Annotated in this window: 14 protein-coding genes and 1 pseudogene; 7 read left to right on the forward strand and 8 right to left on the reverse strand. The window is 69.1% G+C overall.

Features of this window, described 5'->3' with window-relative positions; all coding sequences use genetic code 11:
* Positions 1 to 81 precede the first annotated feature (81 nt).
* Complete coding sequence (locus tag OG344_RS23730) at positions 82 to 813, reverse strand: TetR/AcrR family transcriptional regulator (protein ID WP_405084959.1); 732 nt, start codon at positions 811 to 813, stop codon at positions 82 to 84.
* A gap of 114 nt (positions 814 to 927) precedes the next feature.
* On the opposite strand from OG344_RS23730, the gene OG344_RS23735 reads away from it, so the two are divergent.
* Positions 928 to 2,151, forward strand: coding sequence for a saccharopine dehydrogenase family protein (locus OG344_RS23735; RefSeq protein WP_405084960.1), 1,224 nt, complete (start codon positions 928 to 930; stop codon positions 2,149 to 2,151).
* Positions 2,152 to 2,356: 205 nt separating this feature from the next.
* Positions 2,357 to 2,521 (forward strand): annotated as a pseudogene (locus OG344_RS23740) (GntR family transcriptional regulator); the annotation flags it as partial.
* Positions 2,522 to 2,639: 118 nt separating this feature from the next.
* Here the strand turns inward: OG344_RS23740 and OG344_RS23745 are convergent.
* Positions 2,640 to 3,071 (reverse strand): rhodanese-like domain-containing protein, encoded by a 432-nt coding sequence (locus OG344_RS23745; protein ID WP_405084961.1) that lies wholly within the window; start codon positions 3,069 to 3,071, stop codon positions 2,640 to 2,642.
* Positions 3,068 to 3,520 carry a cysteine dioxygenase family protein gene (locus OG344_RS23750; protein ID WP_327045481.1) on the reverse strand — a complete coding sequence of 151 codons (453 nt, stop codon included), beginning with the start codon at positions 3,518 to 3,520 and terminating at the stop codon, positions 3,068 to 3,070. The genes OG344_RS23745 and OG344_RS23750 overlap by 4 nt, the downstream gene beginning before the upstream one ends.
* Before the next feature lie 301 nt (positions 3,521 to 3,821).
* Between OG344_RS23750 and OG344_RS23755 the strand changes: the two genes are divergently transcribed.
* Positions 3,822 to 4,385, forward strand: coding sequence for a hemerythrin domain-containing protein (locus OG344_RS23755; RefSeq protein WP_405084962.1), 564 nt, complete (start codon positions 3,822 to 3,824; stop codon positions 4,383 to 4,385).
* 48 nt (positions 4,386 to 4,433) lie between these two features.
* Here OG344_RS23755 and OG344_RS23760 read toward each other — a convergent pair whose 3' ends face one another.
* Entirely contained in the window at positions 4,434 to 5,201 is a 768-nt protein-coding gene (locus OG344_RS23760; protein ID WP_405084963.1) for an SDR family oxidoreductase, read from the reverse strand.
* A 111-nt stretch (positions 5,202 to 5,312) separates the two neighbouring features.
* On the opposite strand from OG344_RS23760, the gene OG344_RS23765 reads away from it, so the two are divergent.
* Positions 5,313 to 5,951: a hypothetical protein gene (locus OG344_RS23765; RefSeq protein WP_405084964.1), complete on the forward strand. Its 639-nt coding sequence runs from the start codon at positions 5,313 to 5,315 to the stop codon at positions 5,949 to 5,951.
* 116 nt (positions 5,952 to 6,067) lie between these two features.
* Here the strand turns inward: OG344_RS23765 and OG344_RS23770 are convergent, their stop codons facing one another.
* Genes OG344_RS23770 through OG344_RS23780 form a run of 3 tightly spaced genes read right to left on the reverse strand, consistent with a single transcriptional unit; the run spans position 6,068 to position 8,679 of the window.
* Complete coding sequence (locus OG344_RS23770; protein WP_405084965.1) at positions 6,068 to 7,579, reverse strand: hypothetical protein; 1,512 nt, start codon at positions 7,577 to 7,579, stop codon at positions 6,068 to 6,070.
* A gap of 27 nt (positions 7,580 to 7,606) precedes the next feature.
* The gene (locus OG344_RS23775) at positions 7,607 to 8,080 is read right to left on the reverse strand and encodes a TIGR00725 family protein (RefSeq protein WP_405084966.1); all 474 of its coding nucleotides are present in this window, start codon (positions 8,078 to 8,080) and stop codon (positions 7,607 to 7,609) included.
* 26 nt (positions 8,081 to 8,106) lie between these two features.
* The gene (locus OG344_RS23780) at positions 8,107 to 8,679 is read right to left on the reverse strand and encodes a GNAT family N-acetyltransferase (protein ID WP_405084967.1); all 573 of its coding nucleotides are present in this window, start codon (positions 8,677 to 8,679) and stop codon (positions 8,107 to 8,109) included.
* Between the two features lie 7 nt (positions 8,680 to 8,686).
* On the opposite strand from OG344_RS23780, the gene tnpC reads away from it, so the two are divergent.
* Positions 8,687 to 10,186: an IS66 family transposase gene (gene tnpC, locus OG344_RS23785; protein WP_405084968.1), complete on the forward strand. Its 1,500-nt coding sequence runs from the start codon at positions 8,687 to 8,689 to the stop codon at positions 10,184 to 10,186.
* Here the strand turns inward: tnpC and OG344_RS23790 are convergent.
* On the reverse strand, positions 10,152 to 11,258 hold the full coding sequence (locus OG344_RS23790; RefSeq protein WP_405084969.1) for a hypothetical protein: 1,107 nt from the start codon (positions 11,256 to 11,258) through the stop codon (positions 10,152 to 10,154). The two genes, tnpC and OG344_RS23790, sit on opposite strands and share 35 nt — an antisense overlap.
* A gap of 432 nt (positions 11,259 to 11,690) precedes the next feature.
* On the opposite strand from OG344_RS23790, the gene OG344_RS23795 reads away from it, so the two are divergent.
* Positions 11,691 to 11,924 (forward strand): hypothetical protein, encoded by a 234-nt coding sequence (locus OG344_RS23795; RefSeq protein WP_405084970.1) that lies wholly within the window; start codon positions 11,691 to 11,693, stop codon positions 11,922 to 11,924.
* Between the two features lie 617 nt (positions 11,925 to 12,541).
* Complete coding sequence (locus tag OG344_RS23800) at positions 12,542 to 12,982, forward strand: hypothetical protein (RefSeq protein ID WP_405084971.1); 441 nt, start codon at positions 12,542 to 12,544, stop codon at positions 12,980 to 12,982.
* Positions 12,983 to 12,994: the final 12 nt, after the last annotated feature.

Here is a 12,994-nt window from a genome sequence, read left to right on the forward strand (position 1 = left end):
CCCGGCCTCCGGCCCTGCCCCTGCCTGCCCGCCCCCGCCCTCACCCGTCCCCGCGCCTGCCCCCTTGCGACTCCGGCGGGCTCAGTCCCGGCCGGGCCGAGCCGACGGGGACATGGAGCGCCTGAGCCGCGACGCGGCGCTGTCGAGGAGCATCTCCAGGGCGGCGGGGTAGGCGCTGTCGTTCATGTGGGCGACCAGCAGGGGGGCGACCGCCGCGATGTTGGGGTGGGTGTCCCGGGGCAGGCGGGCGTAGGTCGCCCGCCAGATCTCCTCGTCGGCCTCGCGCGCCTCGGCGGGCAGCGCCAGGGAGGCCGCGTCCAGCGCCGCGAAGGCCAGCGTCATGTCGATGAAGGTGTGGTAGACGCCGACCGCCACATGGTCGGGAAACCCGGCGCCGCGCAGCAGCCCGAGGATCGCCTCGTCGGCCGCGATCTCGTGCGCCTTGCCGCTGATGCGGCTGGCGGTCAGCACCGCGGCCTGCGGGTGCTCGAGGTAGGCGGCGTGGATGCGCAGGCCCAGGTCGCGAAGGCCGGCGCGCCAGTCGCCGCCGCCGCGCCAGCCGTCCATCGCCCGCCCGATGAGCAGGTCGCCGATGGCGAGGGTCAGGTCGTCGACGCCCCTGAAGTAACGGTAGAGCGTGCTGGGGTCGGCTCCCAGGGCGAGACCGAGCCGCCGTACGGTGAGCCCGGCGGGGCCGTGCTCGCGCAGCATGCGCAGCGCGGTCCGCACGATCAGGCCCTCGGAGAGGACCACCCCGCTTTTCGTCGGACGGCGCCTCCGGCGCGACGACTCGCCCACCACCGGCTTCGGCACGGCGTCCCCCTCTCCTCGCCGCCCACCTTATGCCAACGCCATTGACGTTCGGGGTGATGGTGGCGTTGGATCGACACATCAGAGCTGTTTGTCCAAGAAAGGGATGTTTGTACCATGCGTGTGCTGCTTGTCGGAGCCGGTGGAGTGGGTACGGCGATCACCCGGATCGCGGCCCGCAGGTCCTTCTTCGAGCACATGGTCGTCGCCGACTACGACCTGTCCCGGGCCGAGGCGGCCGTCGCCGCGCTCGGGGAGGCGGGCGCCCGCTTCAGCGCCCGCCGGGCCGACGCGAGTGACGAGGCCGCGGTCGCGGCGCTGCTGGCGGAGCACCGCTGCGACGTCCTGCTCAACGCCACGGACCCGCGGTTCGTCATGCCGTTGTTCCGGGCGGCGCTGACGGCCGGCGCGCACTACCTGGACATGGCGATGTCGCTGTCGCGGCCCCATCCGGAGCGTCCGCACGAGGAGTGCGGGGTCAAGCTGGGCGACGCCCAGTTCGAGACTGCCGCCGAGTGGGAGCGGGCAGGCAGGCTCGCGCTGGTCGGCATGGGCGTGGAGCCCGGGCTGTCGGACGTGTTCGCCCGGTACGCCGCCGACGAGCTCTTCGACCACATCGAGGAGATCGGCGTACGGGACGGCGCCGACCTCACGGTCGACGGATACGACTTCGCGCCGTCGTTCAACATCTGGACCACGATCGAGGAGTGCCTGAACCCCCCGGTGGTCTACGAGGCCGGCCGGGGATGGTTCACCACCCCGCCCTTCAGCGAGCCCGAGGTGTTCGACTTCCCCGAGGGCATCGGCCCGGTCGAGTGCGTCAACGTCGAGCACGAGGAGGTCCTGCTCATGCCCCGCTGGATCGACGCCGAGCGGGTAACCTTCAAGTACGGGCTGGGCGCGGAGTTCATCGACACGCTGCGGACCCTGCATCTGCTGGGGCTGGACCGCACCGAGCCCGTCCAGGTCGCCGCCGGGGGCGGCACCGCCGTCAAGGTGTCCCCGCGGGACGTGGTCGCGGCGTGCCTGCCCGACCCGGCGACCCTCGGGGAGCGCATGCGCGGCAAGACGTGCGCGGGCACCTGGGTCAAGGGCACCAAGGACGGCGGCCCGCGCGAGGTGTACCTCTACCACGTGGTCGACAACCAGTGGTCCATGCGCGAGTACGGCTCCCAGGCGGTGGTGTGGCAGACCGCCGTCAACCCGGTCGTGGCCCTCGAACTGATGGCCTCCGGCGCCTGGTCCGGCGCCGGAGTCCTGGGGCCCGAGGCCTTCCCGCCGCGGCCCTTCCTCGACCTGCTCACCGCGTACGGCACCCCCTGGGGCCTGCGCGAGCAGTGAGCCCGGCGCGGGCCGGTGCCCGCCCGGCCAGCCCGCGCCCGAGGCCGCCGTCGCCTGCGGAGACGGGTGAAGGGAACGGCGGAGGGCGGCGGTTCTCGGCTCTGTGCGGGCGTACCACCAGGTCAGCGGTATGGAGAGGCCGCTCGGGGTGGCGTAATCCGGCCGTTATCCATATATTCCTACGGGGAAGCTGGGCTTCTTCCCCATGGAGCTGGCGGATGTGAGGCGGCGGCGGGCGGACCGGGCCCGCCAGGTGGCCGACCTGCTGCGGTGCGAGATCGTGCGCGGTGGTTTCGACGGTGGCCACCTGCCCCTGGAGGCCGCTCTCGCCCGGGAGTTCGGGGCCTCGCGCAACACCGTCAGAGACGCCCTCGACCTGCTCAGGGACGAGGGCCTCATCGCGCGGTGCCCGGGAGTGGGCACCACGGTCGCGGCGGAGAAGGAGAGCGCGGCGGTCTGGTCTCGGAAGGGCTGTTCGGGCGGGCTGTTCAGGAGGGCGCGGGACGCCCGCCGGTCGCGGGCAGTCCCGCGGCCCGCCAGGCCACGAACCCGCCCACGACGTCGGAGGAGCGCGTCAGCCCGAGGTCGTGGAGCGACGCGGCGGCCAGGCTCGACGTGTAGCCCTCGGAACAGATCACGATCACCTCCACGTCGTATCCGGTCGCCTCGGGCAGCCGGGCGTCCTGGGCGGGGTCGAAGCGCCACTCCAGGACGTTGCGTTCGACGATCAGCGCGCCGGGCACCTCGCCCTCCGCCGCCCGCTGGGCCGCGGGGCGGATGTCGACGAGCAGTGCGCCTGCCTGGACCCTGCCGTACGCCTCCTCCGGCGTGAGCCGGCGCAGGCGGCGCCGGCTGTCGGCGAGGATTTCGTCGATGCTCCGGGCACCTGTCGGGCGGACCGGAGCCGCCGCGCCCGTCACCACTGCTCCGCGCCTTCCTCGGCGATCCTGGTCAGCCGGCCGTCGGTGAGGTCGAAGCGATTCATGCTCGACAGCGGGGGCGAGTAGACGTGCACGCTGACCGCCGGGGCGGACGAGACGTTGCGCACCTCGTGCACGTAGTCGGGCCCGAACTCACGCGCGTCACCGGCGTCGAGATCCCGTTCGACGGTCAGGTCGTGCTCGCGCAGGCTGCCGAGGGCGACGGCGAAGGCACCCCGCGAGCCGCCGTGGTCGTGGAACCCGGTCGACTGGCCGGGCAGCCAGCTGATCAGCCAGATCTCGTGGTCGTCGTCGCCGTGCAGGCGCTCGTACCAGCGGCCGTCGGTGCTGAGCCGTACGCGCTGGATCCATTCGTCGGGGGAGGTGGCCAGCGCGTGGGCGATGTCGGCCAGCCGAGTGCGGGTGAGGGTGGATGCGTTAGCGGTCATTCCATGCTCCTGGTCGTACGGTTCCGATGCCTGTGCTCACTCGGGTGCGGAGGCCGTACACAGAGCACTCGCCTGCCTGCGGAGATCGACGGGCAGGTTCGACCAGTGGAGAGTCTCCAGGTGCATGCGCCAAGGATGCGACAGAAATACCCACTAAGTCAACCTGGAAAGCGGGGTTTAGGGGATCCGGTGGATCCGGCGGACGGCAGGCATAGGGGAGTGGGAAAGGGGCAGGTGGGCCCCGGTTGCCGAAGTGCAAGCCCCGAAGCGAGCCACAGTTCCGAAGCGAAAGGTGACCGAGTTGACCACTACCGAAGACCGCGATGTCATCGACCTGCTGCTGGCGCAGCACGAGCAGATCAAGGGCCTGTTCGCCGGGATCGTCGTGGCGGACGGCGAGCGCAAGGGCGACCTGTTCAACGACCTCGTGCGGCTGCTGGCCGTGCACGAGAGCGCGGAGGAGCAGGTCGTGCACCCCGCCGCGCGCTCGTCGGCGGGCGACGAGGTCGTCGAGGCCCGCCTGCACGAGGAGAGCGAGGCCAAGCACGCCCTCTCCGACCTGTACGACCTCGGCGTGAACCATCCCGAGTTCGACGCCAGGCTCGCCATGCTGGAGAAGGCGGTCGTCGAGCACGCCACGCACGAGGAGCAGGAGGAGTTCCCCCGCCTGCGCCAGGAGCTCTCCGCCGAGCGGCTGCGCCGGATGGCCGGCGCCGTACGGGCGGCCGAGGCGATCGCGCCGACCCGGCCGCACCCGGGCGCCGGGGAGTCCGCGACCGTGAACATGCTGACCGGCCCGCCGGTGGCGGTGTTCGACAAGATCCGCGACGCGGTGCGCGACTGGCGGCAGTCGAACAAGGACTGAGCCGTCCGCCGGGGCGGGCCGTCGCCCGCCCCGGCGCCGCGCGCCCGGCTACTCCTTGCCGTGCGGGTCGGACGCGTTGAGCCTCGCGACGACCTGGTCGTAGTCGCCGCGCGCCTCGCCGTACCGCAGGAACTTCACCCGCTCGACCTGGATCTCCTTCGCGTCGGGCCGCGTCTCGAACAGCTCCATCACCTCCGCCACGAACTCGTCGAGCGGCATCGCCGCCTCGCTGTCCTCCTGGCCCGGCAGCAGCGAGGTGCGGACGGACGGCGGCTCGAGTTCGACGACCTTCACGCTCGTGTCGGCGAGCTGCAGCCGGAGCGACTCGCTGAGCATGTGGATGGCGGCCTTCGACGCGTTGTAGCTCGGGGTGGCCTTGAGCGGCGCGAACGCGAGGCCCGAGGAGACGGTCACGATGGTGGCGTCCGGCTGCGCCCGCAGGTGCTCGACGAACGCGGCGATCAGGCGGATCGTGCCGAGCAGGTTGGTCGTGACGACCGCCTCGGCGGAGGCGAGGAACGATTCGGGCCGGTGCCGGTCCTCGACGCGCATGATGCCGGCCATCGTGACGAGCACGTTGAGGTCCGGATATCTCGCCAGCACGTCCTTCGCGGCGGCCTCGATGCTCGCGGCGTCGGCGGTGTCGATCCGTACGGTGCCGATGCCGGGATGCTCGGCGGCGATGCGCTCCAGCAGGTCGGCCCGCCGTCCGCCGACGATGACCGTGTTTCCCCTGTCGTGCAGCGCGACGGCGAGCGCGAGCCCGATCCCGCTGGTGGAGCCGGGGATGAATATGGTGTTTCCCGAGATGTCCATGCTCCCATTTTCGCCGTCGGCCCGCCGCGGGTGCAGAGAGCGCTTATCGGGGGATCAGCGGTCCCCCGTTGGCGGTCATCGCCTCGCGGGCGCCGGGCGGATACTGGGCGCATGGACCGCGCCGGACTCGCCGACTTCCTCCGCCGCCGTGAGGCCCTGCGTCCGGAGGACGTCGGGCTCGCGGCCGGAGCCCGCCGCCGTACGCCCGGACTGCGGCGCGAGGAGGTCGCGGCGCTCGCGGCGATGTCCACCGACTACCTGGGCGAGACGCTGGTGCAGAACCGGATGGCGGACGCGCTGTTCGGCGACAGGTCCGGTTACACGGGCCTTGCCCGCAGTGAGATCTACCGGTGGTTCACCGATCCCTCGGAGCGGCTGCGCTATCCCGAGGACGACCGTGACCGGCAGAGCCGCGCCCAGGTGGCGAACCTGCGCGTCGCGTACGGGTCGATGGGGGAGCGGTCCCGGGCGGGTGAGCTGGTCCGGGCGCTGCGGAAGACGAGCGCCGAGTTCGCAGAACTGTGGGACCGGCACGAGGTCGCGAAGCGCTTCGAGGACCACAAGACGCTCATCCATCCCGAGCTCGGCCCGATCGAGCTGGACTGTCAGGTGCTGTTCACCGAGGACCAGTCGCAGGCGTTGCTCGTGCTCACCGCCCCTCCGCGCAGCGAGGGCTACGAGAAGCTGCGGCTGCTCGCCGTCCTGGGACAGGAACGCTTCACCGAGCCGTCGCCGTACGAACTCCCTTAGGTCGCGTCCCTCGATTACGGTGAGTGCCTTGACAGACACGTAAGCGAACCCGTTTACTGCCCTCACTGCACCATCCATCTCGATGGGTGGCCCGGAGCCCCGTCCTCGGACGGGCTCTATGTTTTTCTGATCACCATCGGCTGGGGCGTTTGATCTTTCCCTGCGCATCCTGCAGCAGGTCGGGTAGTTGGCACGCCTTCAGCATGCTGGGGTTGATCTGCCTGAGGAACGTGGGGCGCGCGGCGACGAGATCGATTGCCCTTCTCCCGTACGGATAAGGATTGGCCACTCCGACAGGAGTGCCGAGTTCGTGCCGGACCGCCCGGATGGGTTCCGCCAGGTCGGCTTGGGCGATCCCGGCAGGCAGACACCACAGGAGTAGAGCGAGTGTCGGGGTTGTCATCGCTCGGCGGCAGCCCGCAGGGCGTCTTCGATCCGCTGTGCGCTTCGGGGGTGGACGGTGTGCAGTTCGCCGGCCAGTTCCCGCAGGTCGTGAACGGCGTAGCGGTTGACGGCGACGGCGTCGGGCGCAACTGCCACCGCGAGGTGCTCGGCGGCTTCGGCGTCACCTGCCCGAACGTGGGCGCGCGCCAGGCATGTCCCGACCAGGCGTGGTCGCGCCGGTACTCCGCCGGCAGGGTCGCCAAGCCGCGGTCGAGGAACCGCACCGCGCGCGGGCCGTCGCCGGGGGCCAGTTCGGCCATTCCGCGCTGCATGTCGAACCAGCCGTCGTCGTAGCAGTACATCCACGGCGGCTCGTCCTCGGGATGTCCGCCCGCTGCCCGGATCAGCGCCTCGGCCTCTTCGAGCAGCCGCCGCGCTGCTTCGGCTTCGCCCATTTCGGCATGGCCCCGCGCCGCCATCTGGGCCGCCATGCCCTGTACACCAGGGGTCGTCCGCCCGTCGTGCCAGCGCGCCGCCTCCGCGAGCCGTACGCAGCGGAGTTGGTCACCGATGCTCCAGGCCAGGTGGGCGCGCATGTTCAGCGTGGTGGAGGCCAGGGCCGCGTCACACGCCTCCAGCGCCCAGCCGTGGGAACGGTCGTACCAGGCGAGCGCGGCGGCATGGTCGCCGGAGTCCTGGTACATCCAGGCGATGAACTGGGCGTACTGCCCGAGCATGGCGGCCACGCGGTCCGCGAGCGGTCGCGGAGCCCCCTGAGCGAGCGCAGTGATCGCGTCGAGTTGGGCCCGCACGACCGGAAGCAGCGGGCCGCTTCCCAAAGTGTCCTCGACGCGGCGGTGTTCGCCCAGGCAGCGTTCGAGCCACTCGATCGTGGCGACATCCACGCGCCGCGGGCACCCGATGGCCTTCGTGATGCGCTCGTACAGGTCCGGATCCGGCGCACCGACGGCGGAGAGGAACCGTTGCCGTCCCGAGCCGAACAGATCGGCCTCGGTGGTGCCGAAGGCCCGGGCGTAGAGCATGCGGTAGGGGTCGCCGGGTTCGTTGTGCCCGGCCTCGTAGGCCTTGATGCGGCGGATGATGGTCTCGCGGGCGGGAAGGCCGTTGCGGGTGCCCTCGTCGGCGGCTTCGACCAGGCGACGGGCCATGTCCTTCTGGCTCCACAGCCGGTCGCGTCGTTCGGCGCGGAGCCGTACGGCCCACAGGGGAAGCTCGGCGGTCACCGCGTGCACCTTCTTGTCAGACGGGGACTACGACCAGAGGCCCGTCAGTTCCAGGGCATGATCGGGCGAGGTGGCGTGCCGTATGCCTGGGACCGGATCGCCGTGCTGGTCGAGGAGGCGCCAGCCCCCGAGCTGAACGACGGGGGCTCGGCCGTGACGCATGGCGAGGGCGAGTTCGGAGAGGGTGCCCCAGGAGCCGCCGATGACGATCACGGCGTCCCCGGAGTTGACGATGATGTTGTTGCGCGCCTCGCCGACTCCGGTGGGGATCACGATGCTCAGGTCGGGGTTGGCGTGCTCGCGGTCCGGACGGGACAGGATGCCGACGACGGTCCCGCCGGCGGAGCGCGCTCCCGCCGTCACCGCTGCCATCACTCCGGTGTATCCGCCGCAGATCACCACCGCGCCGCGCTCGGCCAAAAGCCGACCGACCTCACGCGCGTTGCGCTCGTCCTCGGCCGTGCAGTCCCGGGGCCCGCACACCGAAACCTGAATCGCCATTCTGCGAGCATCCCACTCGGTGCGAGTCAGGACCAGGAATCGGCTGAACGCGGGAGCAGATCGCCGTCAGCTCGATAGAACAGCTTGGATGGCAGCAGTGACAGATTCAGCTTCTCATAGAACTGCTGGGCGGCTGCGTTTCCGTGGTCAGTTGTCCACTCGATGCGGCTGCACCCCAGCTTCGCCGTGATGTCGAGAAGCGCGTTCATCAGCGACGTTCCTACTCCGGCCCGGCGTCGTGAGCCGCTGACGAAGAGCTCCTTGAGATACAGCGACCGTGCCAGCCCGACGGCGGGCCACAGGAAGGAGTACGAGGCGATCCCCACAAGCTGTCCACAGTCCCAGGCGAGAAGCGCATGCGCGGCGGGTGGATCGGTGAAGAGCGCCTGTCGCACTTGGTGCGTCCGAACGTCGAAGGACTCGAATTGCGTTGCCCCGTAAAAGCGGTCCATCTCCTCAAGGAGGATGACGATCGCGTCGGTGTGCTCGGCACTCGCTGACGTTATGGTTACGGTCATGCCTGCTCTTCCCCTCGAGTAACTGGTTAGGCTCTTCGCAAGGGTGTCCGATTTGATCAGCAGTGCGTGATGCTCGATCATCTGTCGGGTGTCGATCTCCTCCGTGCCGAAGCCGTCGTACGACGAGCTCGCAGCGCTGGTGGTACGGCTGAGCGACATGCTGGAGCAGGCCAGCGGTGAGTTGGCCAAGGCGAACGCGCGGATCGCTGATCTGGAGGCACGGCTCGGGCTCAACTCTGGCAACTCCTCCAAGCCTCCATCGTCGGATGGACTTGCCAAACCCGCGCCGAAATCGCTGCGTAAGACCGGGCAGCGTAAGCCTGGCCGGGCCAAGGGCCATCCGGGCGAGACGCTGAAGATAGTCGACAACCCGACCCGGCGCGAGCGGCACGAACCGCACGCGTGCCGGGGATGCGGCAACAGCCTGGCCGGCGCGCCCGAGGCGGGTATGGAGCGCCGCCAGGTGTTCGACATCCCGCCCATCACGGTCGAGGTCACCGAGCATCAACTGGTTGCGCGGCAGTGCTCGTGCGGGACCGTTACCCGCGGACAGGCTCCGGAGGGTGTGACGGCGGCGGTGCAGTACGGCACCCGGATCACCGCGATCATCTTGTACCTGTACATCGGGCAGTTCCTGTCCAAGGACCGCACCGCCAAGGCGCTGGAGGAATTGTTCGGCGTTCCGGTCTGCGGAGCGACCGTGCTGAACGTGGGCAGGCGCGCCGCCGCCCGCTTGGACGGGTTCTTGGCCCGCGCGGTCCGGGAGATCGCCGCCGCGCCGGTCGCGCATTTCGACGAGACCGGGTTCCGGGTCCAGGGGCGGCTGTACTGGGTGCACTCGGCTTCCACGGGGAAGTGGAGCCTGATCACCGTGCATCGCAAGCGTGGTGTCGAGGCCATGGACGCCGCCGGGGTCCTGCCCATCTTCACCGGGGTCGCGGTGCACGACGCCTGGGCGCCCTACGACACCTACACCGATGCCACGCATGCTCTGTGTAGTGCTCATCTGTTGCGTGAGTTGCAGCAGGTCGTTGACACCACCCCCGAAGGGGACTGGTGCTGGGCCCGGCAGGCGAGCGACGCTCTGATCGAGATGAAAGCTCTGGTCGAAGCCGCGATCGAGGCCGGTGGGCTGAAGCACCTGGACCAGGCCGCCCTGACCGGGCAGGCCCGGCTGTGGCGCGCCGCCGCCACGATCGCCAAGAACGACACCGCTGCTCGCTCCAGCAAACTGATGAAGAAGCACAACGCGCTGGCCAGGCGGATGCTTGACCGCCGCGACGACTACCTGCGGTTCACCCGAGATGAGCGGGTGCCCTTCGATAACAATGCGGCCGAGCGCGAGATCCGGATGATCAAGCTGAGGCAGAAGGTGTCCGGTTGCCTGCGTACCCTGGCCGGAGCGCAGCAGTTCTGCGCGATCCGCAGCTACCTGGCCACCGCACACAAACACGGCGTTCACTTCTTCCACGCCCTGGTCGAACTCGCCGAGGGGCGCCCCTGGCTGCCCGGAACCGCCCGGCCACTCACACTCCTGGACCGCCTCCGCGACGTCACCCAAGGCGGCGCGCTACTCGCAGTTGCGTGACATCACACGCACCAGCCGAAGGACCTATCCAGTTACCCCCTCGATAGGTGCTGGGCGACAGAAGCTCACGCAACTGGCGTGTAGCCGGCCGGTCCTGCTGCCGGGGAAGGACCCGGAGGACTTCGCGTCCACGTACGGCGATGATCCCCAGCCGCTGTTGCTTGCTCAGAGGAGCCAGAGTGCCTGTTGCGTACTCCAGCGCGCCGGTCATGTCCCCGTCACGGACCAAGCAGATGGTTCGATCGAGCCGGGTGAGCGTACGGTCCATGTAATCGCCTTCAGGGCACAGCCGCAGCGCCGACTGTTGCGCGGCCCAGGCCGCGGCCGTGTCGCCCAGATGAGTGAACACGTTGCCCTCGTGGAAGCGGAACTGTGCTTCGTTGTAGCCGAACGCAGAGGCGTTGACCTCGCCGGGCGGCAACTCATCCAGAATTCGTTTCGCGCGGGCAAGAGCGGCGCGGGATTCCGGCGCTCTGGACGGGCTGAGAGCCGCGTGCGCGCGGGCTTCCAACGCGGCTCCCAGGACCGCCCCGGCGCAGGATGAGGCGACGCTCTGGGCTCCTTGGGCGACTCGAATGGCCTCCGCGTAGTCAGCCGCGTAGTAGTGCCCGTACGACTCCTGAGCCAGGACCCAGGAATGGGTCGTCGTGTCGCCCGCTTCGGTGGCCGCGATGCGTGCGGTGCGTGCCCAACCTCGGAAAGCCGTCCTGTTGTCGAGCTTAATCAAGGTCAGGCACATTAGGCCGGACATCTGGGCGACCACTCGGGTCAGTCTCCGCAGTGCGGACGCCGATCGGTGGCGCTCCATCACCTGCCGTAGGTCATTGAGATCGGCCGCGAGATCCTGCACCAGGACTTTCGCAGATCGGCTGCGAACGGCCTCTCCATGCAGGAGAGTCGTCGTCTCCCAGTGTTCGAGCGCGGCTTCGGACATGGCTCCGGCGGACATCACCTCGTCAAGGCTGAGGCGGAGCCGTTCGTAACCACTGGCCGGGTCGTCCTGTTGGAGAACGGGCAGCGAGGCGCCGAACAGGTCGGGTTCGGTGATGCCAAAGGCTCGGGCGTAGAGCATGCGGTAGGGGTCACGGGGTTCGTTGTGCCCGGCCTCGTACGCCTTGATCCTGCGGATGATGGTTTCGCGGGCGGGCAGGCTTTGCGGGTGTCCTCGTCGGCGGCTTCGACCAGGCGACGGGCCATCTCCTTCTGGCTCCACAGCCGGTCGCGTCGTTCGGCGCGGAGCCGCACGGCCCATGCGGGAAGTTCGGCAATCATCTTGTGCACCTCTTCGTCAGACGTGGGGCGTCGTGACCACACCCAGTGTCCCCCGATCGCATCTGTGACGCAGGGGTTACCGACTGTTGTCATTGGTGGTGGAAGAGGTGAACAGGCGGGGTCCGCAGGCGCGGGAACGCCGTACGGACCCCTTGGCCAGGAATCGAGGTCCTGACCTGTGACAAACCATAGAGCCGTTTCTTCACCGCCGGGGTTCGCCGGGTGGAAGATCATGCGCAGCGATGCCGGGTGCCTGTGGGCGTCCCGGGAGCGGCCGTTCCCCGCGCTCGTCGAGCAGGCGGGGGCGTGCCGCACGGTCGACGGCGACGACCTGGTCGAATTGTGCCGGGCCATCGCCCGGCAGGAGAGCATCGCCGAGCAGCAGGCCCCCGAGCAGGGCGTCTCCTGGGGGCAGGAGGGCGACGCCGAGCGGGTGAGACCGGCGACGCCGGTCCAGCCTGCGTGAGTGGTCGGCGGCCGGACGCGGACTGGCTTCCCCTGTCCTGGTCTGCACTTGCCGCCCGCCCAGCCCGGCCACATACGGCTTCGGTGGCTGCCCGAGACCAGGCGGACCCCGTCCGTCCGGGTCGTCCGGCACACCTGCGAGGAGTGCCTGGCCGTGTCGTAGTGCGCGGCGGGGGGACTGATGTTCATCCGCCGTACGGACCAAACGCGCTCGGAACCCGAGGTGCGCGAGACCGAATGGTTGATCACTTGCCGGGTCCGTGACCTGTGGCGAGGGTTGCTGACCGGCTGCGCACGCTGAGCTGCCCCGCCGACCGCAGTTGCCATGGTCGGCGGGGCCGGGGCGGCCTCTCCTGCCTGAGGGGGTGTGATGAGAGGCCGCCCCTCCCGGAACACTCGCAGGTCACTCGCCCGGCGAGACGCGGACCACCTCGGGGCCGGCCAAGCGCAGGTATTGGGACAGGAAAGAGCCGAGTTTATTGGACCTGGTGAACGGGTCACGTGTATTGGCCCATGCCGCGAGACTGGTCTAGGTAATTCCGTAAACCGGACGTACGATGGGCCGGTTGGTTGACATCATGGTGTGCGGCAGGTGGGCTTGGTTGTCTGGAGGATCGCGTGACGCTTCGACTGCGGCTTATTACTTCGATTTCCCTGGTAGCTGGACTGACCCTGTCCGCATGTAGCGATCCTGAACCAACAGCAGCCGAAGCCGGGCAGATCCTCAAACGTCACATCGACCAGACCGTGCAGCACGCTTTTGGTACAGACGTGGAGGTAACTGATCCCGGAGGCAGGGACATTCCCTGCGGGAACGATAAATACAAACGCAGCTATGCGGTTAAGGCGAGAGCTAGGGTTGGATCTGGAGATCCTGAGGGGATAACACTCGCGCTGGTGGGTACGCTCGACGCCATTGCTGACTACAGGTTGGTCAAAGCTGGCATGACTCCAACTTATCAGCAGGCCGTGAGCGACCAATATCATACGCGGATTGAGCTTTCCGCTCCGGGTAAGGGGAGATTTGAGGTTCGGGGCGAGACGGATTGCCTCTCATGAAATGAGGCAAAG

Origin of the sequence: Microbispora sp. NBC_01389, assembly GCF_045040095.1 — a bacterium.
GTDB lineage: Bacteria > Actinomycetota > Actinomycetes > Streptosporangiales > Streptosporangiaceae > Microbispora.

What these genes read in the sequence shown, in the direction of transcription:
- OG344_RS23735 (WP_405084960.1), top strand. Translation starts at nt 928, where the DNA reads ATGCGTGTGCTGCTTGTCGGAGCCGGTGGAGTGGGTACGGCGATCACC.
- OG344_RS23750 (WP_327045481.1), bottom strand. Translation starts at nt 3,520, where the DNA reads ATGACCGCTAACGCATCCACCCTCACCCGCACTCGGCTGGCCGACATC.
- OG344_RS23760 (WP_405084963.1), bottom strand. Translation starts at nt 5,201, where the DNA reads ATGGACATCTCGGGAAACACCATATTCATCCCCGGCTCCACCAGCGGG.
- OG344_RS23765 (WP_405084964.1), top strand. Translation starts at nt 5,313, where the DNA reads ATGGACCGCGCCGGACTCGCCGACTTCCTCCGCCGCCGTGAGGCCCTG.
- OG344_RS23775 (WP_405084966.1), bottom strand. Translation starts at nt 8,080, where the DNA reads ATGGCGATTCAGGTTTCGGTGTGCGGGCCCCGGGACTGCACGGCCGAG.
- OG344_RS23780 (WP_405084967.1), bottom strand. Translation starts at nt 8,679, where the DNA reads ATGATCGAGCATCACGCACTGCTGATCAAATCGGACACCCTTGCGAAG.
- OG344_RS23790 (WP_405084969.1), bottom strand. Translation starts at nt 11,258, where the DNA reads ATGCTCTACGCCCGAGCCTTTGGCATCACCGAACCCGACCTGTTCGGC.
- OG344_RS23795 (WP_405084970.1), top strand. Translation starts at nt 11,691, where the DNA reads ATGCGCAGCGATGCCGGGTGCCTGTGGGCGTCCCGGGAGCGGCCGTTC.